This window comes from Rhizobium sp. SSA_523, assembly GCF_030435705.1.
Classification (GTDB): Bacteria; Pseudomonadota; Alphaproteobacteria; order Rhizobiales; family Rhizobiaceae; genus Neorhizobium.
Map to the genome: position 1 here is coordinate 904,235 of NZ_CP129382.1, position 19,394 is coordinate 923,628.

Genomic DNA, 19,394 nt, shown 5'->3' on the forward strand with positions numbered 1-19,394 from the left:
TTAAACCTGCTTGATCAGTTCCCGGGCAATGATCAGCTTCTGCACTTCCGTCGCGCCCTCATAGATGCGCAGCGCGCGGATTTCGCGATAGAGGCTTTCGACGATCTCGCCGCGCCGCACGCCGCGGCCGCCGAACATCTGCACGGCGCGGTCGATGACCTTCTGCGCATTCTCTGTCGCCACCATCTTCGCCATGGCGGCTTCCTTGGTGGTCGAAAGATGCTGGACATCCCGCCGCCAGGCAGCCCGATAGGTCAGAAGCGCCGCCGCGTCGATCTCGGCCGCCATGTCTCCGAGTGCCGCCTGGGTCAATTGCAGGTCGGCAAGGGTTGCCCCGAACATCGGCCGTTGGCGTGCATGATGCAGAGCCTCGTCCAGCGCCCGGCGTGCAAAGCCGAGCGAGGCGGCGGCAACCGAGGCGCGGAAGATGTCAAGGGTTCGCATGGCAAGCTTGAAGCCTTCGCCCGCAGTTCCCAGCAGGCGCTCGGCCGGGATCCTGCAGCCCTCGAAACGGATTGTCGCCAGCGGGTGCGGCGCAATGACATCGATGCGTTCGGCGATCGAGAAGCCGGGATCGTCCGCGAAGACGACGAAAGCCGATATGCCGCGGGTGCCCGGAGCCTCGCCGGTGCGGGCAAAGACGGTGTAGACATCGGCGATGCCGCCATTGGAGATCCAGGTCTTCTCGCCGTCGAGCACGAAGTCATCGCCCTCACGCCTGGCCGCACATTGCATGGCCGCGACATCCGAGCCGGCTTGGCTCTCCGACAGCGCAAAGGCCGAGATCCAGTCACCCGCCTGCACTTTGGGCAGAACCGCCTGCTTCAGCGCTGCCGACCCCGCAAGGCCGATGGCACCGGTGCCGAGGCCCTGCATGGCAAAGGCGAAATCGGCCAGTCCGTCATGAAAGGCGAGGGTTTCGCGAGTGAGGCAGACCGCGCGGCTGTCAATGTCCTCAAGACCGCCTTTTCCCGTGGCGGCATCCAGAAGACCGGCCTTGCCGAGCGCCTTCACGAGGCCACGGCAGGCATCGTCGCAGGCGTCGTGATCGATGCCTGCCAAAGCGCCCGATTGCGCGAATTGGTCAAGCCTCACCGAAAGCGCGCGATGGCGCTCGTCGAAAAAAGGCCAATCCAGGTGATCGCGGGTGGGTCCCGTAAGCGTCGATGCCGCGGCCATGGTCAATTGCCCTCAAAGATCGGCTTGCGCTTTTGCGCGAACGCCTCGAAGGCGCGGCGGAAATCCTGCGTCGCCATGCAGATCGCCTGCGCCTGCGCCTCCGATTCGATCAGTTCCTCGATGCCCATGGCCCATTCCTGGTTCAGCATGGTCTTCGTCATCGTGTGGGCGAACCAAGGACCCTCGGCCAGTGACTGGGCAAGAGCGAGCGCTTCGCTTTCCAGCACGGCCGGCTCGTGCAGCACGTTGAAGAAGCCCCAGGCATGGCCCTCGGCCGCGGTCATGGCGCGGCCGGTGAACAGAAGCTCGGCGGCGCGACCCTGCCCGATAATGCGGGGAAGAAGCCCGCAGGCGCCCATATCGGCACCGGCAAGCCCCACTCTGGTGAAGAGGAAGGCGGTCTTGGCCTGCGGCGTGGCCAGCCGCATGTCTGATGCCATTGCGAGAATGGCGCCGGCGCCGGCGCAGATGCCGTCGACCGCGGCAATGATGGGCTGCGGGCATTTGCGCATGGCCTTCACCAGATCGCCGGTCATGCGCGTGAAGGCCAGGAGATCGGGCATCGCCATCTGGGTCAGCGGCTCGATAATCTCGAAGACGTCGCCGCCGGAGGAGAAATTGCCGCCGGCCCCCGTCAGAACCACGGCCCGTATATCGGATGCGTGAGCGAGATCGCGAAAGAGGTCGCGCAATTCGGCATAGCTTTCAAAGGTCAGCGGGTTCTTCCGCTCCGGCCGGTTCAGCCGGATGGTCGCGACGCGGCCGTCACTGCTGGTCTCGAAACCGAAATGACGTGCCTGATAATCCTTGAATGGCCGCAGATGCGACGCCATCGATGGTTGATCCGCATTCATCCTGAAAATACCTCCCCACCGGCGACCGCGATCGCCTGTCCATTGATTGACTGTGCCAAAGGCGAGGCGAGCCACAGAACGGTATCCGCAACCTCCTCCGGAAGCACCAGCCGGCCCTGCGGATTGAACCTCGTCAATTCAGCCAGCGCCTCCGCCTCGCTCCGGCCCGTCTTTTCCATGATCGTCGCAAGCGATTTGCGGATCATCGGCGTATCGGTAAAGCCGGGGCAGACGGCATTCACCGTCACCCCCGACCGGGCAAGCTCCAGCGCAAGCGAGCGCGTCAGCCCGACCACGCCATGCTTGGCCGCGACATAGGCCGAGACATAGGCATAGCCGGTCAGCCCCGCGGTCGACGCCAGATTGATGATGCGCGCGCCGCTGCCCTTGCGCTTCAGCTCCGGCACAACCGCCTGCGTCACATTGAAGACGCCGGTCAGATCCAGGGAGATGACGTGGTTCCAAAGGTCGAGGCTCGTCTTCTCGAAAGAGGCCGTTGGCGCCTCTCCGGCATTGTTGACGAGGATATCGACCGGCCCGAAAGCCGCGCGGGCCCTGTCGAGACCCTCTGCGATGGCCTGCGGCTGCGTCACGTCAAACCCATCCAGGGCAAGCGCGTCAGGCCCGATCAGCGCCGCAAGCTCCGCCAGGGGCTCCAGGCGCCGGCCGGCAAGCGATAGCCGTGCGCCGGCTGCGGCAAGCGCAAGCGCTATGGCCCGGCCTATGCCGGAGCCTGCGCCGGTCACCAGCGCATGGCGTCCCGCAAGACGCGGGGCGTTTGCCTGCTGTTCAAGAACCATGCGTCTGCGTCCCTTGCTCGCGGTCTATTTGGCCGGCTGCTGCGCACGCAACAGATTGGTCTCGTACTGGCTCTTGCCGGAATAGTACTGCCGTGGCCAGGCAATATCGGTCATGCCGATCCTGGCTGCCTCGTGCAGCGTCCAGGCCGGATCGGCCAGATGCGGGCGGGCAACGGCGCAAAGATCGGCACGCCCGGCGGCAATGATCGAATTGGCATGGTCGGCCTCGGAGATCGCCCCGACGGCGATCGTGGGAATGCCCACCTCGTTGCGGATCTTGTCGGAGAACGGCGTCTGGAACAGCCGCCCGTAAACAGGCTTTTCCTGTTTCCAGACCTGGCCGGAAGAGCAATCGATAACATCGGCTCCGGCATCCTTGAACATTGTCGCGAAGATCGCCGCATCCTCCGGCTCGTTGCCGCCCTCTGCCCAGTCGTGGCAGGAGAGACGCACCGAGATCGGCTTGTCGGCCGGCCAGATGGCGCGGATGGCGCGGAAGACTTCCAGCGGATAGCGCGCACGGTTCTCGTGGCTGCCGCCATAGGCGTCGTCGCGCCGATTGGTCAGCGGCGACAGGAAGGAGGACATCAGATAGCCATGGGCGGCGTGGAATTCGAGCCAGTCGGCTCCGGTTTCCACCGCTCTGTGCGTGGCAGCCTCGAAATCCGCCCGGACGCGATCCATATCGCCCCGGTCCATCGCCTTCGGCACCTTGCTATTGTGCAGATAGGGCAGGGCGGAGGCCGAGATCAGCGGCCAGTCGTCCGCCTCGAGAGGCTGATCAATGCCGTCCCAGGCAAGACGCGTCGCCCCTTTCCGCCCCGCATGGCCAAGCTGAATGCCGACTTTCGCGCCGCTATTCTTGTGGACGAAGGAGACGAAGCGCTTCCAGCCCTCGATCTGTCCGTCATTCCAGAGGCCGAGGCAACCGGGCGTGATGCGGCCATCGGCCGAGACACAGGTCATCTCGGCAAACACGAGACCCGCGCCACCCATGGCGCGGGCGCCAAGATGCACGAGATGGAAATCGTCGAGCACGCCATCCGTGGAGGAATACATGGCCATCGGCGAGACGACGATGCGATTTTCCAGCCTGACGCCGCGCGCCTGGAACGGCGTGAACATCGGCGGCGGCACCTTGCCGCTCTTGCCCACGACAGCGCCGGACTGGCGCGCAAACCAGCGCTCATAGCCCTCCAGCCATTCGGGGTCGCGCAGGCGCAGGTTCTCGTGGCTGATGCGCTGCGAGCGGGTCAGCATGGAATACATGAACTGTTCGGGCGGCAGCGTATCGGCATAGCGGCTGCCCACCACTTCGAACCATTCCATGGCGTTGCGCGCGGCGTTCTGGATGCGCGCGACATCCACCCGGCGCACCTCTTCATAGGCTGACAGAACGGCGGGGATCTTGTCGGTCTGGTGGCCCATAATCTCGAACTGATTGGTCAGCTCGATTGCGTCGTCAATGGCAAGCTTCGTACCGGAACCGATGGCGAAGTGGGCCGTATGCGCCGCATCGCCCATCAGCACCACATGGCTGCGGCCGTTGAAATGGCTCCATTTGCCGCAGATCAGCCGCTGGAAGTTCAGCCAGGAGGAGCCGCGCATGTGGCGCGCATTGGTCATCAGCGGCGCGCCTTCCAGCACTTCCGAGAACAGGTCCTGGCAGAAATCGATCGATTCCTGCTGATCCAGCGCGCCAAGCCCATGCGCCTGATAGGCCTCCTCCGTGGTTTCGACGATGAAAGTGGAGGTCTTGTCGTCGAACTTGTAGATATGCGCCTGGAACCAGCCGTGGTCCGTCTTCCTGAAATCGAAGGTGAAGGCATCGAACATCTTTTCCGTGCCGAGCCAGATGTAGCGGTTCGGGCGGATCACCATGTCGGGCTGGAAGATTTCGGCGTATTTCTGGCGGATGCGCGAATTGACGCCATCGGCGGCAATGATCAGATCCGCCTCGGGATAATCCTGGTCGCCGGCGGCCTCCGTTTCGAAGACCAGCTCGACCCCAAGCGCCTCGCAACGGCGCTGGAGAATGTTCAGCAGCTTCTTGCGACCGATGCCGACAAAGCCATGGCCAGAAGTTCTCTGCCGCGTGCCCTTGAACAGGACCTCGATATCATCCCAGTGATTGAAGGCATCCTCGATCTCGGCGGCACTCTCGGCGTCCCAGATCCGCATGGACTGCATGGTCTGATCGGAAAAGACAACGCCCCAGCCAAACGTATCGTAAGGCCGGTTGCGTTCGATGACCCGGATCTCGTGCGCCGGGTGCCGCTTCTTCATCAGAAGCGCGAAATACAGACCAGCCGGACCGCCGCCGATGCAAACGATGCGCATAATCCAAGTCCTCCCTCAGCCATGCGCCGCTCCGGCGCGTCGTCCCATTATTTTAAGTTTAAAGTAGATGGAGGCGGGCGGCAGCGTCAAGCATCAATTTGCCGCATGCGTCGCGCGGCGTTAACGCTGGTGAAAAGCCCGCTCGGATGGCAGCTGTGTCACAGCAGCGTGCCGATCGGCCCCGCCGGAAGCCTCAGCCAGGGGCCTTGCCGAAGGCTCGGGGGACGATCTACGCAAAAGCAATGGAACGGGTATTGGGAGACGGAAGGATATGGTGGAGTTCAAAGTCAAAACACGCCCGACAGGGGCATTGGCGCGGCTTTCCGGCCGCGGACAGGCACGTGTCGAAAGCCGGACCGGGGGAAGCCTGGAGGTCGTTACGGCGGTTTCGGAACCGGGTTTCAATCCGCTCGACCTGCTCTACGCTTCGCTTGCGGCATGTCTGGTTCTGAGTGTGAAGGGAGCGGTGACGCGACTGCACCTCACCGAGCGTTTCGACGGTGTCGAGGCAGAGGTCACCGGAAACAAGGCGGAGGTCGGCCCGGCACGCGTAGAGACCCTGCACTGCCTGTTGCGGGTGCAGGGCCGTCTCACGGTCGAGGAGGGTCATGCCATCAAGGAACTGGCCAAGGAACTGTGTACCGTCAGCAATACGCTTGGAACGCCCCCAACGATGGACCTTGTTCTCGAGACGGCGTGACGATCAATCGTCGTCGGGAATCAGCGTGTCGATCCCGAGAAGCGTGAGTTCGTTGCGGACCTTGCCGACACCTGGAACCCGACGCACGGTGGCGACGATCGCCTGCACCGTCTTCTGGTCGTCCACTTCGCCTTCCAGCGTCACGGTCGTGCCGTCGGCACGCACGTCGATGGTTTCCATGGCAACGATATCGGCCTGCTCGATTGCGTTGGTCACGCGCTCTTCCAGGTCGTCGCTCTCCTCCACGCCGACGGTTGCCGGCTTGCGGGGATCCGATACGGCTTCTTCCAAGCCGTCCGCATCGGCGTTGTCGACGCTATAGCCCTTGTTGCGCTCGCGGTCGAAATTGGCTTTTGGATCGCCATAGGCGGCGTTTTCGACCTCTCCCGCTCCGGCACCGGCCTGGTCGGCATAGGGCCAGCCATCATCGATATTGCGGGTGTCATAGTCACGATAGTCCTCTTCGCGAGAGATATCGTTGACGGGTTTGTTCGTGGCCATGGGAAACTCCTGATCCTGGTTGGCGTCATAACGCTCCAGTGGGGTTTTGGTTCGGTCCTGGCGTGTCACCGCGCCGATTTCTCCCACTTTCGAATCAGTCGGTCCCGCTTGAGGCGCGACAGGCGCTTCAGCCAGAAGACGCCATCCAGCTGATCGACCTCGTGCTGGATGCAGGTGGCGAGAAAACCATCCGCCTCCGCCTCCTGCGCCACGCCGTCCAGCCCCTGGTAACGGAAGCGGATCTTGGCCGGACGGTCGACCTCTTCGGTCATGCCCGGCATGGCGACGCTGCCTTCTATGAACCGCTGCCGATCGGTGGAGGACCAAAGGATCTGCGGATTGATGTGGATGTGAACGGGCTCGCCTGGATCGAGTGCGATGACGCTGACGCGCTTCGATATGCCGATATGGGCTGCCGTGATCCCGACGCCCGGCGCGGCCTTCATTGTCTCCAGAAGATCCTGAACGAGGCTTTTCAGCTCCTCGTCGAAGACTTCGACCAAATGGCAGGGCGCGGCAAGGCGGGGGTCGGGGTAACGAAGAATTGGGTGAATTGTCACGGGTCCTCGCAGGCTGGTTCAGGATTGCGGCAAAAGGATCATCTTCATGGGGTAGACCCCGGGCTGTCTATGATTTAGCAGGGTGGAGCTCGTCTGCAGGTCACTTGCACGGGCCAGGCTATCTAATTGTTGACATTCGTTTTTCGGTAGCCATCTTGCTTGCGCCGGCATGCAGGATGTCAAAAGGCGAGGAGCGGGCGCAATGACCCATATCGAACCGGACCGCATCCGCCCCTCGGCCGCAGAGGAGCATGACGACATCTATGGCGAGGATGGCTCCGTCCGCGGCGACTTCCTGGCGCTTGTCGGCGCTGCCATTGCCGATCGCGATCTCCTCTTCCTGCGCCAGCATGTGGCGACCCTCCACGAATCCGAACTCGGCGACCTGATCGAATCGATGCAGCCGGACCTGCGTCTGGCGCTCGTGAAATTGCTGGGCGACGATTTCGACCTGACCGCGCTGACCGAGGTGGATGAAGCTATCCGCCTCGAAATCGTGGAGCAGATGCCGAATGCGCAGATCGCTGCCGCTCTGGGCGAACTCGATTCCGATGATGCCGTCTACATTCTCGAGGACCTAGACCAGGAGGACCGCGAGGAGATCCTCGCGCAACTGCCCTTTACGGAGCGGGTACGGCTGCGGCGCGCTCTCGATTACCCGGAAAGCTCGGCCGGCCGCCGCATGCAGACGGAATTCGTCGCCGTGCCGCCGTTCTGGACGGTCGGGCAGACCATCGACTATATGCGGGAGGACGACGACCTGCCCGACAGCTTCACGCAGATCTTCGTCATTGACCCGACCTTCAAGCTGCTGGGCGTCGTCGATCTTGACAGGATCCTGCGCACAAAGCGCCAGGTGAAGATCGAAACCGTGATGCGGGAGACCAATTATCCGATTCCGGCGGATATGGACCAGGAGGAGGCGGCCCAGCTCTTCGAGCAATATGACCTGATCTCCGCGGCCGTCGTCGACGACAATGGCCGGCTTGTCGGCGTTCTGACGATCGACGACGTGGTCGACGTCATCCAGGAGGAGGCGGAAGAGGACATCATGCGCCTTGGCGGCGTGGGCGACGAAGAGCTCTCCGACTCAGCCATCGAGACCTCGCGCTCGCGCGTGCCCTGGCTGCTGGTCAACCTCGTCACCGCCTTCCTGGCCGCCTCGGTCATCTCGCTCTTCGAAGCAACGATCGAGCAGATCGTCGCGCTTGCCGTCCTGATGCCGATCGTCGCCGGCATGGGCGGCAATGCAGGATCGCAGACCATGACCGTGACCGTGCGGGCCCTGGCGACCCGCAACCTCGATATTCACAATGCTTGGCGCGTCGTCCGCCGCGAGGCCGGTGTCGGCCTGCTGAACGGCGCCGTGTTCGGCATTCTGATCGGCCTTGCCGCCGGCCTCTGGTTTCAGGATCCCAATATCGGTGGAATCATCGCAACTGCGATGCTGATCAACATGATGGCCGCGGCCCTTGCCGGAATCATGATCCCGCTGCTTCTCGACCGGATCGGCGCCGATCCGGCCGTCGCATCGGCCGTCTTCGTCACGACAGTCACCGATATTACCGGCTTCTTCGCCTTTCTCGGCCTTGCCACATGGTGGTTCGCCATTCGCTGAGGGGTGAGAAGCGAGGCTCTCACGCCGCCGAAAATTGACTTATACGTAAAAGTAAATTAGCCTTCCTGACACAGAGGAAGCTGGCGTGCAAAAATACTATACCATCACTGAATTGACGCGTGAATTTGGCGTTTCAACCCGTACCCTCCGCTTTTATGAGGATGAGGGGCTGATCCATCCCGAGCGTCGCGGCCGGACGAGACTGTTCCGGATCGCCGACCGCCGCCTCATTCAGGAGATCCTCCGTGGCAGGCGCATCGGCTTCACCATTGCTGAAATTCGCGAGATCATCCAGGTCTACAAGGAGCCGCCCGGGGAACTGGGCCAGCTCAAATTACTGATGAAACATGTCGACCAGAAGCGGGATGAATTGCGTCAGAAGCGCAAGGATATCGAGGAAACGCTGGCCGAGCTCGATCATGTTGAGGAGGCGTGCCTGACACGCCTCGCCGAGATCGGCGTCGGCACCTGATCAGACCGTCCCGGATGCGCTGACCGATCCTTGCGTCGCGTTTACGGCGCCATGCCGACCGCCGTGCATTCATTGGTGATGTCCAGAACGCGCTGGTCGGTCTGCGGATCGATCTGGCCGCTTTGCATCGGCGTGAACAGCGATTGCGCGATCAGCCGATCGGCGGTGCAGGCACAAAATCTCTGGCAGAGACCGGCCTCATGACGTCCCGCCGTGCAGGAGATTTCGCAGCTGCGCGTGAAGCTTGCGACCGGATCGGCCGCGGGCGGCGGGATGACCAGCGATGCAAGATAGACGAGCGCGATCAGCACCGGCTGGTGGACAAGATAGAAGATAAGGCTGTGCTGCCCCGCTTTCGTCAGAAGATTGGGCCTCGTCTGCCATTGCGCCAGACGATGCAGGCCGTTCGAGCGCTGCAGCCATCCGCCCGCCGCAATGCCAGCGAGAACGGCGCTGAACCACGGAAAGAGCGGGACGAAATCGTTGGAGCGGGGCATGGCCTCGGCAAAGCCCAGCCAGGCGAGCCATTTGGTGTTGAACACCGCCGAGCGCAGGAGATCGGGAACGAGCCAGCCATCGACGACGAAGCCGATGCCAATGATCGCCGCGGTCGCGGCTGTGATGATCGGCGGCAGCGGGAGAAAGGCAAGGCCGAGCAGGCTGGACACGGCGATATTGTGCAGGATGCCGAAAAAGATCCATTCCTGCGGCAGGGCGATATAGGTGCCGAGGCTGATCAGTGCCGCCGCCGCCGCGACCATGCCCATGCGCTTGCGATACGAGGACCAGCGGATGGCGGGCCGGTGCGCCAGAACCAGGCTCACGCCGACGAGGAAGAGAAAGCTTGTGGCGATCAGGCGCGCATAGATCTTCCAGGCGCCGGTCGTGGCCGTTCCGGCTTCGACATAGCCGAAGAATTCCAGATCCCAGGTGAAATGGTAGGAGGCCATGGCGACCAGCGCCAGGCCGCGGGCGGTATCGATGAGGGGAATGCGCGGCGTGAGGAGCATGCCGGCTCGGGTCTCTGTGGCGGACACAGGCTATCCTTATACTTAACTTTGACCGACATTCTGATCCATCAGGGCCAGCCGGGCCTCGGAGAAAAACTGCCGTCGCGTCAGGACCGTGATCACGAACAGCGTCGACGCCATAAACATGTAGGGCCCGATGAACCAGCCGAGATAGCCGATGCTGAGAAAAATTGTCCGAAGTCCCGCATTGAAGTGCCGCGCGGCGATGATGTTCATCCGGATCACCCGCTCCGCATCGCGCAGCGCCTTTTCCGGATCGGCCTTGTAATCGCCGGACATGGGAAGGCCGCCGAACAGGATGGTGCAATAGTTGAACAGGCGATAGGACCATCCGAACTTGAAGAAGGAATAGCCGAACAGGGCGGTCAGCCCGACAACCTTCGCCTCGAAGGCGGCGCGCCCGCTATAGCTGACGAAAGCAAGGTCGCGCACCACGGCATCCACCTGATCGGTGGCGCCGAGAAGCGCAAAACATCCGCCGATCGCGAAGATCGAGGTTGAGGCGAAAAAGGCCGTGCCATTCTGCAGGCCGGCCATGATCTGGGTATCGATCATCTTCAGGTCACGCCCGAGCGAATTGTGGATCCACTGGCGCCGCCGCTCGGCCATGGCCTGGTTGAGGCTTTGCCGCGGCAGGATGGGCTCGCCGCTGGTCAGCCAGGAATAGCCGAACCAGAGCAGGCCGAAGAGGGAAAGCGCAATATAATCGGCGGAGGTCATTTCGGCAGAACACTCGTCGGAAGGGGGTGGAACAAGCTATGCGGCACTTGCGCTGCATGCGCAAGACGGCTCGCAGGAGGCGCCCGAGCCGCAATTCACGGCAGCATTGCGGCAGACGCACTTGTTATCTGTGCATAGCTGTGCAGAAAGGCGGCTCGTGTTGTGAACGGGTTCGTTTTTGCAGTTGCGAAATATGAACCACGTTAATATAGAGTTAAAGGCTTGCGGCGAAATCGGCCGCGACCGCAACTGGAGCAATCATGGAAGAAACTGCGCAGAAGTCATGCTGGGGCGTCACCGTCAAAGCATTGTGTGGCTTTGCTGGCGTCCTCGCTTTGGCCTATCTCTTCGGTACGATCTGAGCATTCTTCACGTCTTCCCAATCCCGATCATGTCACGCCGCCCATACCGGGCAATCGCCGAAAGCTCGAGCGGCTGAGCTTATCGTCGCCTGCAGCAGCGCGTCGCGTGGCATGAGGCGGATCGGCCGTGGTGATCCTGCCGGGAATTCGTGTTATGCCGCGTCTGTCAAGCGGGAGCGGCCTTGCCCGCCGGATCACACAGGTGGTGCTAGCGAGAGGCCGGGCTGAGGGGGTTTAACCCTTGGTTCAATCTGGCAGCCGGGATAGTCAACATCATGTTCCTCTCCGTCTTCGACGTGTTCAAGATCGGCGTCGGGCCGTCAAGCTCGCACACCATGGGTCCCATGACCGCGGCCAACCGCTTTCTGGAGCTCATATTATCCGATGAATGGCCGCGGCCGGCCTTGGCCCAGGTGGCGGCGATCCAGGCCAGCCTGCACGGCTCGCTTGCCTTTACCGGCATCGGCCACGGCACCGGGCGGGCGGTCATTCTGGGCCTGATGGGCGAGCGTGCCGATGCCGTCGATCCCGACCGGATGGACCAGATCATCGAGACGGTCGAGAGAACGGGGCGGATTACGCCGCCCGGCCACCCGGCAGGGGGCTATGCCTTCCGGCCGCAGCAGGATCTCATCTTCGACAAGAAGCAGCCGCTGCCCGGCCATGCCAATGGCATGCAGTTTACAGCGCTGGATCGGGACGGACGGCTGCTGCTGAAACGCATCTGTTATTCGATCGGTGGCGGCTTCGTGGTGACGGATACCGAACTCGACGCCATGCGCCATTCGCGCAGGACCGAGCAGGCCAGCGTGCCTTACCCCTTCTCGACGGCGCGGGAGATGCTCGACATGGCCCGCAGGTCAGGCCTGAGCATTGCCGAGATGAAGCGCGCCAATGAACTGCAATCCATGAGCCGGGCGCAGCTCGACGAGGGGCTCGGCCGCATCTGGGCCGCCATGAACGCCTGTATCGAGCGCGGACTGACTGTTGACGGGATCATGCCAGGCGGTCTGAAGGTGCGCCGACGGGCAAAGTCGATCCACGACAAGCTCAAGGCCGATACTCGCAGCAACAGGCTCAATCCTCTGCTGGCCAATGACTGGCTGAGCGTCTACGCAATGGCGGTCAATGAGGAAAATGCCGGCGGCGGCCGGGTCGTCACCGCTCCCACCAACGGGGCGGCGGGCGTGATCCCGGCGACGATTCGTTATCACCTGCATTTCAACGAGGATGCCGGCGAGGACGATATCGCGACCTTTCTTTTGACCGCTGCCGCGATCGGCGGCATCATCAAGCACAATGCCTCGATCTCGGGCGCCGAAGTCGGCTGTCAGGGCGAGGTGGGCTCTGCCGCCGCCATGGCGGCAGCCGGGCTTGCGGCCGTGATGGACGGCACGCCGGAGCAGATCGAGAATGCGGCGGAGATCGCCCTGGAACACCATCTCGGCATGACCTGCGATCCGGTGGCCGGCCTTGTGCAGGTGCCTTGCATCGAGCGCAATGCCCTGGGCGCCGTCAAGGCGGTAACCGCCGCGTCATTGGCGCTGAAAGGTGATGGCTCGCATTTCGTGCCGCTCGATGCCGCGATCGAGACCATGCGCCAGACGGGCAATGACATGAGCGAGAAATACAAGGAAACATCCACCGGCGGCCTTGCGGTCAATGTCGTGGAATGTTGATCGTGAAACGAGACTGCAGGCTTGACCTTCAGCGAGCTTCGGTTTTCAACCCCAGCATGACATTGCACCTCTTGAAACTCTGCGTCGGCGCCGACTCGATCCAGGATCTGCGCGACTGGGTGAGCGAACGGTCGCTGACGGCGCTGGCGGCGGGCCTGGAACCGCACAGTATCCACACCACCCGCATGGTGCCGAAGCGCATGGATGAGCTCCTGTCCGGCGGCTCGCTCTATTGGGTGATCAAGGGGCAGGTGAGTGCGCGCCAGCCGCTTCTGGACATCAAGACCTTTACCGGCGAAGACGGGATTTCGCGCTGTCGTCTGGTGCTGGGGCCGGAGGTCGTGGAAACCGTTCCGCAGCCGAAGCGACCCTTCCAGGGCTGGCGCTATCTCACACCGGAGGATGCGCCGAAGGATCTGTCCAGCATCAGCGAGGATGCAGCCGAAATGCCGGAGTCACTTCGCCGCGAATTGGCGGAGCTCGGCCTGCTCTGAGGCCGGACGGGCAGACTGGGTCCGGCCGTTCCGCGTGCGGCTCATCCGCCGTAACCCGTCTTTCGATCCGTGTCGGTTTTCAAAGCCGATGCCGAAGATCAGTCGCGCCCACGTGCCGGCGCGACCTCTGCCGTCTGTCGCGGATGCCTCAGCCCAGCTTGAGCCGCAGGGGCAGGCGCCCGCCGCGGGGCGAGACGTGCAGATGGATGCGCGCCTCCGGCTGCGTGTGCCGCCAGGCGCGCGCGCCATGCGACAAGAGCATGGAGACGAGATCCCGTGTCTTCTCCTTGGGCCGGTTGATGCCGAGCCCGGCAAGCCGGAGCGCCGCCTCGTGAAGAGGGTGAAGGCTGCCGCCGCGGGCGGCGCCACGACTTCCCATCGGGAGAAGGAAGTCGAGATTATTTTCATTCACTGCCATTGTATGACCTCGCAACGCAAAACAAATCGAGGATCTCTGTCGGACATTCCGGTCCGCCCGGAACCGGCCTGAACAAGGCCGGTCCCTCATGTCATGTCATCGTCTCATGGCTCTGCCGGAAGGCCCGGCAGGTCTCATGTCACTGCTGGGAGGCCCAGCAGGCAACGCCCTTCCGCTTCAGGACGTTGCAGGCGTCGACAGCGCCTTTCTGGTCGTCGAAACCGCCGAAACGCGCGCGGTACAACTGGCTGCCGCCGCTATTGACGGCAACGGTAAAGGGTTTGGCGGTACGCAATACCTTGCCGCCTTTATCCTGCGCGGACTGCAGGAGTGTCATGGCCGAGCTCTGGTCGGCCGAAACGCCGATCTGAATGACCCAGCCGGAGGGAGCATCGCTTCTGCGGGTGGAGCCGGTGGTGACCTTGTCGGTCGCGGCCCGTTCCTGCTCTGCGCTGGCAACCGTTGCCGGCGGCATATAGGCCGGGGCCGGCGACGGCACACCCACGGAGGCGGTGCCGCCCATGGCAGCCGTGACGGCGGCAACGGCCGTGTTGGATGTCGGCTCGGATGCATAGGCCGAGGCGCCGGCGAGCTTTTCCGCGTAGCGGCCGGCCGGGACCGGAACGCTCGACGGAAGATCCAGGGCGGCGACCTGCTGGCTTGCGGCGGTCACGGCGATCGAGGGCTGCGGCTGGACCGGAACGGGCACATCCGTCTTCGGCAGCGATGGTGTGCGCACCTCGGCGATCAGATTGTTGCCGCGGCCGGTCGAGGCCTGCGGGAAATAGGCGGCGATCAGCTTGCGCATCTGCGCATCGCGGGCGCCACCGCTCGTTCCGCCCATGACCACGGCCACCACGGACCGGCCATCTGCCTGCACGGAGCTGACGAGGTTGAAGCCGGAGGCGCGGGTATAGCCGGTCTTGATACCGTCGACGCCGCGTACGCTACCCAGCAGCCGGTTGTGGTTGCCGATGGTCTGCTTGCCGAATTTGAAGGAGCGGATGGAAAACAGCGGATAATACTGCGGAAAATGCTGGCGCAGTGCAATGCCGAGACGCGCCTGATCGCGGGCCGTCGTCATCTGCGCGGTGTTCGGCAGGCCGTGGGCATTGCGATAGGTGGTCTTGGTCATGCCGAGCGCACGCGCCTTGGTGGTCATCAACTGCGCAAAGCGCGCTTCCGAACCGCCGATCATCTCGCCAAGCGCCGTTGCCATGTCGTTGGCGGAGCGCGTGATCAGCGCCTTGATGGCCTGCTCGACGGTGACCGCACCGCCGGCGCGAACGCCAAGCTTCGTCGGCGGCTCCGCTGCCGCATGGGCCGAGACGGGGACAGGCGAATCCAGCGAAATCCGACCGCTCTCCAGAGCCTCGAAGGTCAGATAAAGCGTCATCATCTTGGTTAGGGAAGCGGGGTAGCGAAGTGCATCGGCATCATCGCTATAGAGAACCTTGCCCGTCTTGGCATCGACCACGATGCCGGCATATTTCGCATTTGCCAGCGCCGGACTGGACGCCAGAGCCGAAACGGCAAAGATCGCAAAGAGGAAACAGACGACCTTCTGGACAAAAGAGGCGCAATCCCTGGGGAAGGATGGTGTGATGATCTTGTTCAGCACGGTGCACTCACTCACTGCATTTTCATTTCTGATATCCGGCGCGCCCCCGCTGCACCGTTCCTGTCATACTAGGGGAGGGGCGTTACCAGAAAGTTTATGATGAACGACGCCTTCAGGATTTCGGTCATATTTTAGGGACTTCCTCCTCCGCGAGGCGCGAGCCCACAAAGGCGGTAATAGCGGCGTCAATATGGTCCCACTCGCCGAGACGGCTGGAAGAGAAGCGATAAAGCACATTCAGGCCGGATCCCATGTGGATATCCCGCTGACAATCGCCGCTGCCGCTGGTCTCCCTGCCGCTGCCGCCAGTCTCTTTGGCCGGAGCGAGAATGCAGCGGACGACGTAATCGGGTCGGCCCGGACGCTTGCCGGTCAGGATCACTTCGTCGCCATAGCCGCTCTCGCTGCGCAGGTGATGCAGCATCAGACCATGTCCGGCATCGACCGGCTCCTTGTCGAAGAGCCGCTGGTAGATCGGCTCGAGGCGCCCGGACATGTCGCGCGACATCGTGGCTTCCGTGATTTCCAGAAAGAGGAGGGAATCGGCAAAGGACAGCTGGTCGAACCGCTCGCGCCGCTCCAGGCTGTAGCCCTGCATGTCCGGCCAGGTGAGGTAGAGGTTCAAGCGTTCGGCGGCGCCGGACCGGCGCTGTTCCGGAAACCGGATGATATTGGCGGGCGTCCGCAGCCTGTCATTGCCGATCGCGATGTCGAAGATCTCGGTGCTGGCCGTATGCCCGGCCAGCGTGAGTTGCTGGCCATACCAGCGGCCGCCAAGGCTGATTGCGGCAACCGCGAGCGCCAGGACAACCAGGCCAGCCGTCAGCCTGGCCAGAAGGGCGTTCGAAAGCAATGGCTCATAAGTGCCGCCCGTTGAACCCTGTCCTGGATGCCGCATCTGTCCCGCCCGCCGTGAAGAGGGGAGCCGAAGATCGACTCCCTGCCGATCCATTCATTTCGGGACATGGTAAATAAAAGGTTAAGCAAGACGTTCCGGCGCGGCGGGAGGGCTTCAGCGGTCTGCGACCGGCATGCGCCTTAGCAGCGCACGCACTCGTTCATCTTGCATGCGCCTTAGCGGCGCACGCACTCGTTCATCTTGCATGCGCCTTAGCGGCGCACGCTGGCAACCGCATTGGCGCGGCCATCCTGCAGCTTGACCCAGGCAGCCGGGTCGGATGTCGACTGGCGCTTGAGATAGGTATATTCCGTATCCGACCAGAGCATCACCTTGTTGCGCATGTTGTCGAGGATGTAATCGCCGCGGTCGGTTCTGACGGTCAGAACGGCATGGCCTTCGCCATTCGGCTGGAGGACGACCGTGATCAGCAGGTCGGCGGGGCTGAAGCCCTGGCTCATCAACAGCTTGCGCTTCAGGAGAACGAAGTCTTCGCAATCGCCGACGGTGCGCGGATAGGCCCAGCGTTCCTCGACGCCGTAGATCTCCATATCCGTCATCGGCGTGATGGATGTATTGACCGTGTAATTGACGTCCAGGATCTTGCGCCACTTGTCTTCCGTCAATGTCATCGGACCTTGATCGGCAACCGTCGGCACGCATTCGCTGGCATAGGTCTTGCAGAATTCGTAGTGACCGATCGGCGGATTGGCCTTTCCCGTCACCGTCATCGCACCGGCCGCCGCAAAGGCGCCGTTGGCGAGTGTCAGAGAAAGGCACAGCGTGGTCAGGCAGGTTGCGATCTTCTTGGCGTGAGACATTGTTCTTTTCTCCCCGTTCGATGGGGAGAAGCTCGCATAGACGCCTTGATCGCTCGCGAAATTCAACAGTCAAATCAAAGACATGTTTGATGCAAACTCGAATAGAATGCAGTTCAAATTTGCGCCTTTTTCAAATCGAATACGCATCAAATTCGCGTCGCATTTTACTGAAATTCGCTGCGAATACGCGGCAATTGCCAATCATTGCCGCCTAAGTGCCTCACTTGCCGGTTGTTTTTCGAAAGCGCCCTGGCGCAAACTCCGGGTTGCCGGGCAAGCTGTTGGCGTCCGGACCGGATCAGACCGGTCCTCGCACAGCGCTCCTTACCGCCGACGGTCTCGGAAAACGGGTCGGATTTGCCTCGAATCGGGATCGAAAAAACTGTGCCGGAGCGAGAAATTTTTTTGCCCGACGCTCCTTTTTCGCACACTTTCTGCGTCGAACGTGGTTTTGCGCCGCCGGTTTGGGTGGCCGCAGGAGCAGAATTACGGGAGAAAGGCGCCCCGGCATCCGGCTCAAGCGCGCCTTTGCAATACCGAAAGTGGCTCTGGATCAGGCGGATCTTCGCGAGGCGGAGACGGAATGGTGCGCAGCAATGCAAAAGCCCGGCGTCAGGCGGCCGGGCTTCAACAAAACTCAAGGCAGGGAGGTAGCGACGGCGGGATCGACCGGGAATGGCGCGACCAGGAATGGCGCGATCAGGAATGGCGCGATTAGGATTGGATCGATCAGGATTGGATCGACGGAGCCAGGATCAGAGAAAATCCCGCAGGCTCTCGCGCGTCTGCACATGGGCGAACTCGATGGCGACACCTTCGGCGAAATGGCGGACGATGCGGCCGCGCAAGGCGTTGAGCTGAACCGTTGTGCCGATCGGCGGACGGAAATCGACATCCACAGCCGCGCCGGACAGCGACAGGTCGACGAGGCGGCAGGCATAGCGCGAGCCGTCTTCGAGTGTCAGTTCGGCTCGCGTAACGCGCGGCGTCAGGCGGTCATGGCGGCGATCCTCGGGCAGGCCGAGTTCGTGCCGGTTGGCGAGCCAGGTCAGCTGCGCGGCGAGCTTTTCCCGCTTCCGTTCCGGTGCGACGATCGACATGACAAAGCCCGTATCGGTCAGCTCCAGCGCCTGGCCCTCCAGGCGGCCTAGATGGTCGATATAGGCAATCACGCGCTCGCCGATGCCGGGGGTTCCGACGCAGGTGACAACGACGTCGCCGGGAGACATTTCGGTCGCGACGCAAGGATATTCCGCCCGGTCCACAAGCATGAGCCGCCCAGGCATGTTCACTGCCACACGCTGGAAGTTGCGCGGCGAAGACGGTTGAGCAGTGGTCGTGGTGGGCTGGAAGGAGAACATCACAATCTTTCGTCTAGGCTTGTGGCCTCCCAGGGATACGTCCTCCGCGTTAATATATCGTTCTTTGCAATCACGGCATCGCGCAACCGCACGCGGCAAAGCGGCGCAGGGCGGGTCATTATATAAAGCCGCCGGGGATCAGCGTCGTCGCGCACTGCGGGCGGTGTCGAAAAGCCGCTGCAGGACCAGTCTGATGTCGAACTGCTGGTGCGAGGGCACCGTGCGGATCGGCGGAACGGCGGTGCGTGTCGCGGCCGGGCTCCAATGCGCCGGCCGCCAGGACTCGAGTTCCAGCGAGCCGCGCGGCACCGGCCGGTCAAGCGAGACGCCCGTCTGGGCAAACAGGCCGCCCAATAACCGGTCGGCCAGATGGCCGGAGCTGCGGATCGGCAGCAGCAGCATGTCGCAGTCCTGCCAGCCGGATGCTGCCGGCACCCGCAGGCTGATGAATTCGGCATCCTCAGTCCGCAAGGCCGACAAAGCGGCCTCCAGCGCGCGATCTCTGGATTCCGCCTGCCACAGAGACAGGAAATTGGAGCCGCGCAGTTCCGTGCCGAACATGTCGCAGATGCGGGTCCCCGCCAGGCGAAAGCGGAAATCGGCATCCGCCAGATCCAGCATGAAAAGGTCCGGCAGCCGCTGGCGGATCGCCATGGGCTGGAAATCAGCGCGCAGTGGCGCCGCGCCGCCCCGTCTCAGGCTGTTCCAGTACCGGTGGATCTCCCGGGCTTTTTCGCTTCGCATTGATACCGCCTGTGTCAATTCGGACCGGTTTCGGCCGCTTTGATGTTAATCCTTCCTTAAGGAGCGAATAGCGTGCCAAGTGCTGCAATGCGGTACGAGAAAATGGAGCGGACACATCCCGCCATGGATGCCGATGACTGCTCACGTTGATTTGGGCGGCGGCGGGTTTGTATCGCGCCTTGCGTGCTGTATGTCTTTGGCCGGAACGGAGATGGCAGAAT

Annotated in this window: 20 protein-coding genes; 6 read left to right on the top strand and 14 right to left on the bottom strand. The window is 62.6% G+C overall.

Annotation, left to right across the window (positions count from 1 at the left end; all coding sequences use genetic code 11):
- Genes QTJ18_RS12760 through QTJ18_RS12775 form a run of 4 tightly spaced genes read right to left on the bottom strand, consistent with a single transcriptional unit; the run spans position 1 to position 5,173 of the window.
- Positions 1–1,179, bottom strand: coding sequence for an acyl-CoA dehydrogenase family protein (locus tag QTJ18_RS12760; protein ID WP_252754606.1), 1,179 nt, complete (start codon positions 1,177–1,179; stop codon positions 1–3).
- A gap of 2 nt (positions 1,180–1,181) precedes the next feature.
- Positions 1,182–2,012 (bottom strand): enoyl-CoA hydratase family protein, encoded by an 831-nt coding sequence (locus QTJ18_RS12765; protein ID WP_252754605.1) that lies wholly within the window; start codon positions 2,010–2,012, stop codon positions 1,182–1,184.
- A 17-nt stretch (positions 2,013–2,029) separates the two neighbouring features.
- Positions 2,030–2,833, bottom strand: coding sequence for an SDR family NAD(P)-dependent oxidoreductase (locus QTJ18_RS12770; RefSeq protein WP_252754604.1), 804 nt, complete (start codon positions 2,831–2,833; stop codon positions 2,030–2,032).
- A gap of 24 nt (positions 2,834–2,857) precedes the next feature.
- On the bottom strand, positions 2,858–5,173 hold the full coding sequence (locus tag QTJ18_RS12775; protein ID WP_252754603.1) for a bifunctional salicylyl-CoA 5-hydroxylase/oxidoreductase: 2,316 nt from the start codon (positions 5,171–5,173) through the stop codon (positions 2,858–2,860).
- A gap of 271 nt (positions 5,174–5,444) precedes the next feature.
- Here QTJ18_RS12775 and QTJ18_RS12780 point away from each other — a divergent pair, with 271 nt between their 5' ends.
- Positions 5,445–5,873 (top strand): OsmC family protein, encoded by a 429-nt coding sequence (locus QTJ18_RS12780; RefSeq protein WP_252754602.1) that lies wholly within the window; start codon positions 5,445–5,447, stop codon positions 5,871–5,873.
- Between the two features lie 3 nt (positions 5,874–5,876).
- Here the strand turns inward: QTJ18_RS12780 and QTJ18_RS12785 are convergent, their stop codons facing one another.
- Both QTJ18_RS12785 and QTJ18_RS12790 read right to left on the bottom strand, forming a co-directional pair.
- Complete coding sequence (locus QTJ18_RS12785) at positions 5,877–6,374, bottom strand: BON domain-containing protein (protein ID WP_252754601.1); 498 nt, start codon at positions 6,372–6,374, stop codon at positions 5,877–5,879.
- A 65-nt stretch (positions 6,375–6,439) separates the two neighbouring features.
- A complete protein-coding gene (locus tag QTJ18_RS12790) occupies positions 6,440–6,934 on the bottom strand; it encodes a peptide deformylase (RefSeq protein ID WP_252754600.1) in 495 nt (164 codons plus the stop codon).
- A 202-nt stretch (positions 6,935–7,136) separates the two neighbouring features.
- Between QTJ18_RS12790 and mgtE the strand changes: the two genes are divergently transcribed.
- Both mgtE and QTJ18_RS12800 read left to right on the top strand, forming a co-directional pair.
- Positions 7,137–8,552, top strand: a complete 1,416-nt coding sequence (gene mgtE / locus QTJ18_RS12795) for a magnesium transporter (RefSeq protein ID WP_252754599.1) — start codon at positions 7,137–7,139, stop codon at positions 8,550–8,552.
- Between the two features lie 85 nt (positions 8,553–8,637).
- Positions 8,638–9,024: a MerR family transcriptional regulator gene (locus QTJ18_RS12800; protein ID WP_252754598.1), complete on the top strand. Its 387-nt coding sequence runs from the start codon at positions 8,638–8,640 to the stop codon at positions 9,022–9,024.
- Between the two features lie 41 nt (positions 9,025–9,065).
- On the opposite strand, the gene QTJ18_RS12805 is transcribed toward QTJ18_RS12800, so the two are convergent.
- A complete protein-coding gene (locus QTJ18_RS12805; protein WP_252754707.1) occupies positions 9,066–10,034 on the bottom strand; it encodes an acetyltransferase domain-containing protein in 969 nt (322 codons plus the stop codon).
- A gap of 42 nt (positions 10,035–10,076) precedes the next feature.
- Positions 10,077–10,775, bottom strand: a complete 699-nt coding sequence (locus QTJ18_RS12810) for a DUF599 domain-containing protein (protein WP_252754597.1) — start codon at positions 10,773–10,775, stop codon at positions 10,077–10,079.
- Between the two features lie 637 nt (positions 10,776–11,412).
- Between QTJ18_RS12810 and QTJ18_RS12815 the strand changes: the two genes are divergently transcribed.
- Both QTJ18_RS12815 and QTJ18_RS12820 read left to right on the top strand, forming a co-directional pair.
- Complete coding sequence (locus QTJ18_RS12815; RefSeq protein ID WP_252754596.1) at positions 11,413–12,816, top strand: L-serine ammonia-lyase; 1,404 nt, start codon at positions 11,413–11,415, stop codon at positions 12,814–12,816.
- Between the two features lie 56 nt (positions 12,817–12,872).
- A complete protein-coding gene (locus QTJ18_RS12820; RefSeq protein WP_252754595.1) occupies positions 12,873–13,310 on the top strand; it encodes a DUF1489 family protein in 438 nt (145 codons plus the stop codon).
- A gap of 148 nt (positions 13,311–13,458) precedes the next feature.
- Here QTJ18_RS12820 and QTJ18_RS12825 read toward each other — a convergent pair whose 3' ends face one another.
- The 4 genes from QTJ18_RS12825 to QTJ18_RS12840 form a co-directional block, all read right to left on the bottom strand.
- Entirely contained in the window at positions 13,459–13,728 is a 270-nt protein-coding gene (locus QTJ18_RS12825; RefSeq protein WP_489667253.1) for a hypothetical protein, read from the bottom strand.
- A gap of 139 nt (positions 13,729–13,867) precedes the next feature.
- A complete protein-coding gene (locus QTJ18_RS12830; protein WP_489667258.1) occupies positions 13,868–15,337 on the bottom strand; it encodes a D-alanyl-D-alanine carboxypeptidase in 1,470 nt (489 codons plus the stop codon).
- A 136-nt stretch (positions 15,338–15,473) separates the two neighbouring features.
- The gene (locus QTJ18_RS12835; protein WP_301557805.1) at positions 15,474–16,247 is read right to left on the bottom strand and encodes a hypothetical protein; all 774 of its coding nucleotides are present in this window, start codon (positions 16,245–16,247) and stop codon (positions 15,474–15,476) included.
- A gap of 212 nt (positions 16,248–16,459) precedes the next feature.
- Positions 16,460–17,068 carry a transglutaminase-like cysteine peptidase gene (locus QTJ18_RS12840; RefSeq protein WP_252754593.1) on the bottom strand — a complete coding sequence of 203 codons (609 nt, stop codon included), beginning with the start codon at positions 17,066–17,068 and terminating at the stop codon, positions 16,460–16,462.
- A gap of 583 nt (positions 17,069–17,651) precedes the next feature.
- On the opposite strand from QTJ18_RS12840, the gene QTJ18_RS12845 reads away from it, so the two are divergent.
- Positions 17,652–17,786 (top strand): hypothetical protein, encoded by a 135-nt coding sequence (locus tag QTJ18_RS12845; protein WP_289852175.1) that lies wholly within the window; start codon positions 17,652–17,654, stop codon positions 17,784–17,786.
- A gap of 37 nt (positions 17,787–17,823) precedes the next feature.
- On the opposite strand, the gene QTJ18_RS12850 is transcribed toward QTJ18_RS12845, so the two are convergent.
- Positions 17,824–18,429 (bottom strand): PilZ domain-containing protein, encoded by a 606-nt coding sequence (locus QTJ18_RS12850; protein ID WP_252754592.1) that lies wholly within the window; start codon positions 18,427–18,429, stop codon positions 17,824–17,826.
- 138 nt (positions 18,430–18,567) lie between these two features.
- Positions 18,568–19,173, bottom strand: coding sequence for a PAS domain-containing protein (locus QTJ18_RS12855; RefSeq protein ID WP_252754591.1), 606 nt, complete (start codon positions 19,171–19,173; stop codon positions 18,568–18,570).
- Positions 19,174–19,394: the final 221 nt, after the last annotated feature.

Coding starts and splice junctions, on each gene's coding strand:
- QTJ18_RS12760 (WP_252754606.1), bottom strand. CDS start 1,179: ATGGCCGCGGCATCGACGCTTACGGGACCCACCCGCGATCACCTGGAT.
- QTJ18_RS12765 (WP_252754605.1), bottom strand. CDS start 2,012: ATGGCGTCGCATCTGCGGCCATTCAAGGATTATCAGGCACGTCATTTC.
- QTJ18_RS12770 (WP_252754604.1), bottom strand. CDS start 2,833: ATGGTTCTTGAACAGCAGGCAAACGCCCCGCGTCTTGCGGGACGCCAT.
- QTJ18_RS12775 (WP_252754603.1), bottom strand. CDS start 5,173: ATGCGCATCGTTTGCATCGGCGGCGGTCCGGCTGGTCTGTATTTCGCG.
- QTJ18_RS12780 (WP_252754602.1), top strand. CDS start 5,445: ATGGTGGAGTTCAAAGTCAAAACACGCCCGACAGGGGCATTGGCGCGG.
- QTJ18_RS12785 (WP_252754601.1), bottom strand. CDS start 6,374: ATGGCCACGAACAAACCCGTCAACGATATCTCTCGCGAAGAGGACTAT.
- mgtE (WP_252754599.1), top strand. CDS start 7,137: ATGACCCATATCGAACCGGACCGCATCCGCCCCTCGGCCGCAGAGGAG.
- QTJ18_RS12805 (WP_252754707.1), bottom strand. CDS start 10,034: ATGCTCCTCACGCCGCGCATTCCCCTCATCGATACCGCCCGCGGCCTG.
- QTJ18_RS12810 (WP_252754597.1), bottom strand. CDS start 10,775: ATGACCTCCGCCGATTATATTGCGCTTTCCCTCTTCGGCCTGCTCTGG.
- QTJ18_RS12815 (WP_252754596.1), top strand. CDS start 11,413: ATGTTCCTCTCCGTCTTCGACGTGTTCAAGATCGGCGTCGGGCCGTCA.
- QTJ18_RS12820 (WP_252754595.1), top strand. CDS start 12,873: ATGACATTGCACCTCTTGAAACTCTGCGTCGGCGCCGACTCGATCCAG.
- QTJ18_RS12825 (WP_489667253.1), bottom strand. CDS start 13,728: ATGGCAGTGAATGAAAATAATCTCGACTTCCTTCTCCCGATGGGAAGT.
- QTJ18_RS12835 (WP_301557805.1), bottom strand. CDS start 16,247: ATGCGGCATCCAGGACAGGGTTCAACGGGCGGCACTTATGAGCCATTG.
- QTJ18_RS12840 (WP_252754593.1), bottom strand. CDS start 17,068: ATGTCTCACGCCAAGAAGATCGCAACCTGCCTGACCACGCTGTGCCTT.
- QTJ18_RS12845 (WP_289852175.1), top strand. CDS start 17,652: ATGGTGCGCAGCAATGCAAAAGCCCGGCGTCAGGCGGCCGGGCTTCAA.
- QTJ18_RS12850 (WP_252754592.1), bottom strand. CDS start 18,429: ATGTTCTCCTTCCAGCCCACCACGACCACTGCTCAACCGTCTTCGCCG.
- QTJ18_RS12855 (WP_252754591.1), bottom strand. CDS start 19,173: ATGCGAAGCGAAAAAGCCCGGGAGATCCACCGGTACTGGAACAGCCTG.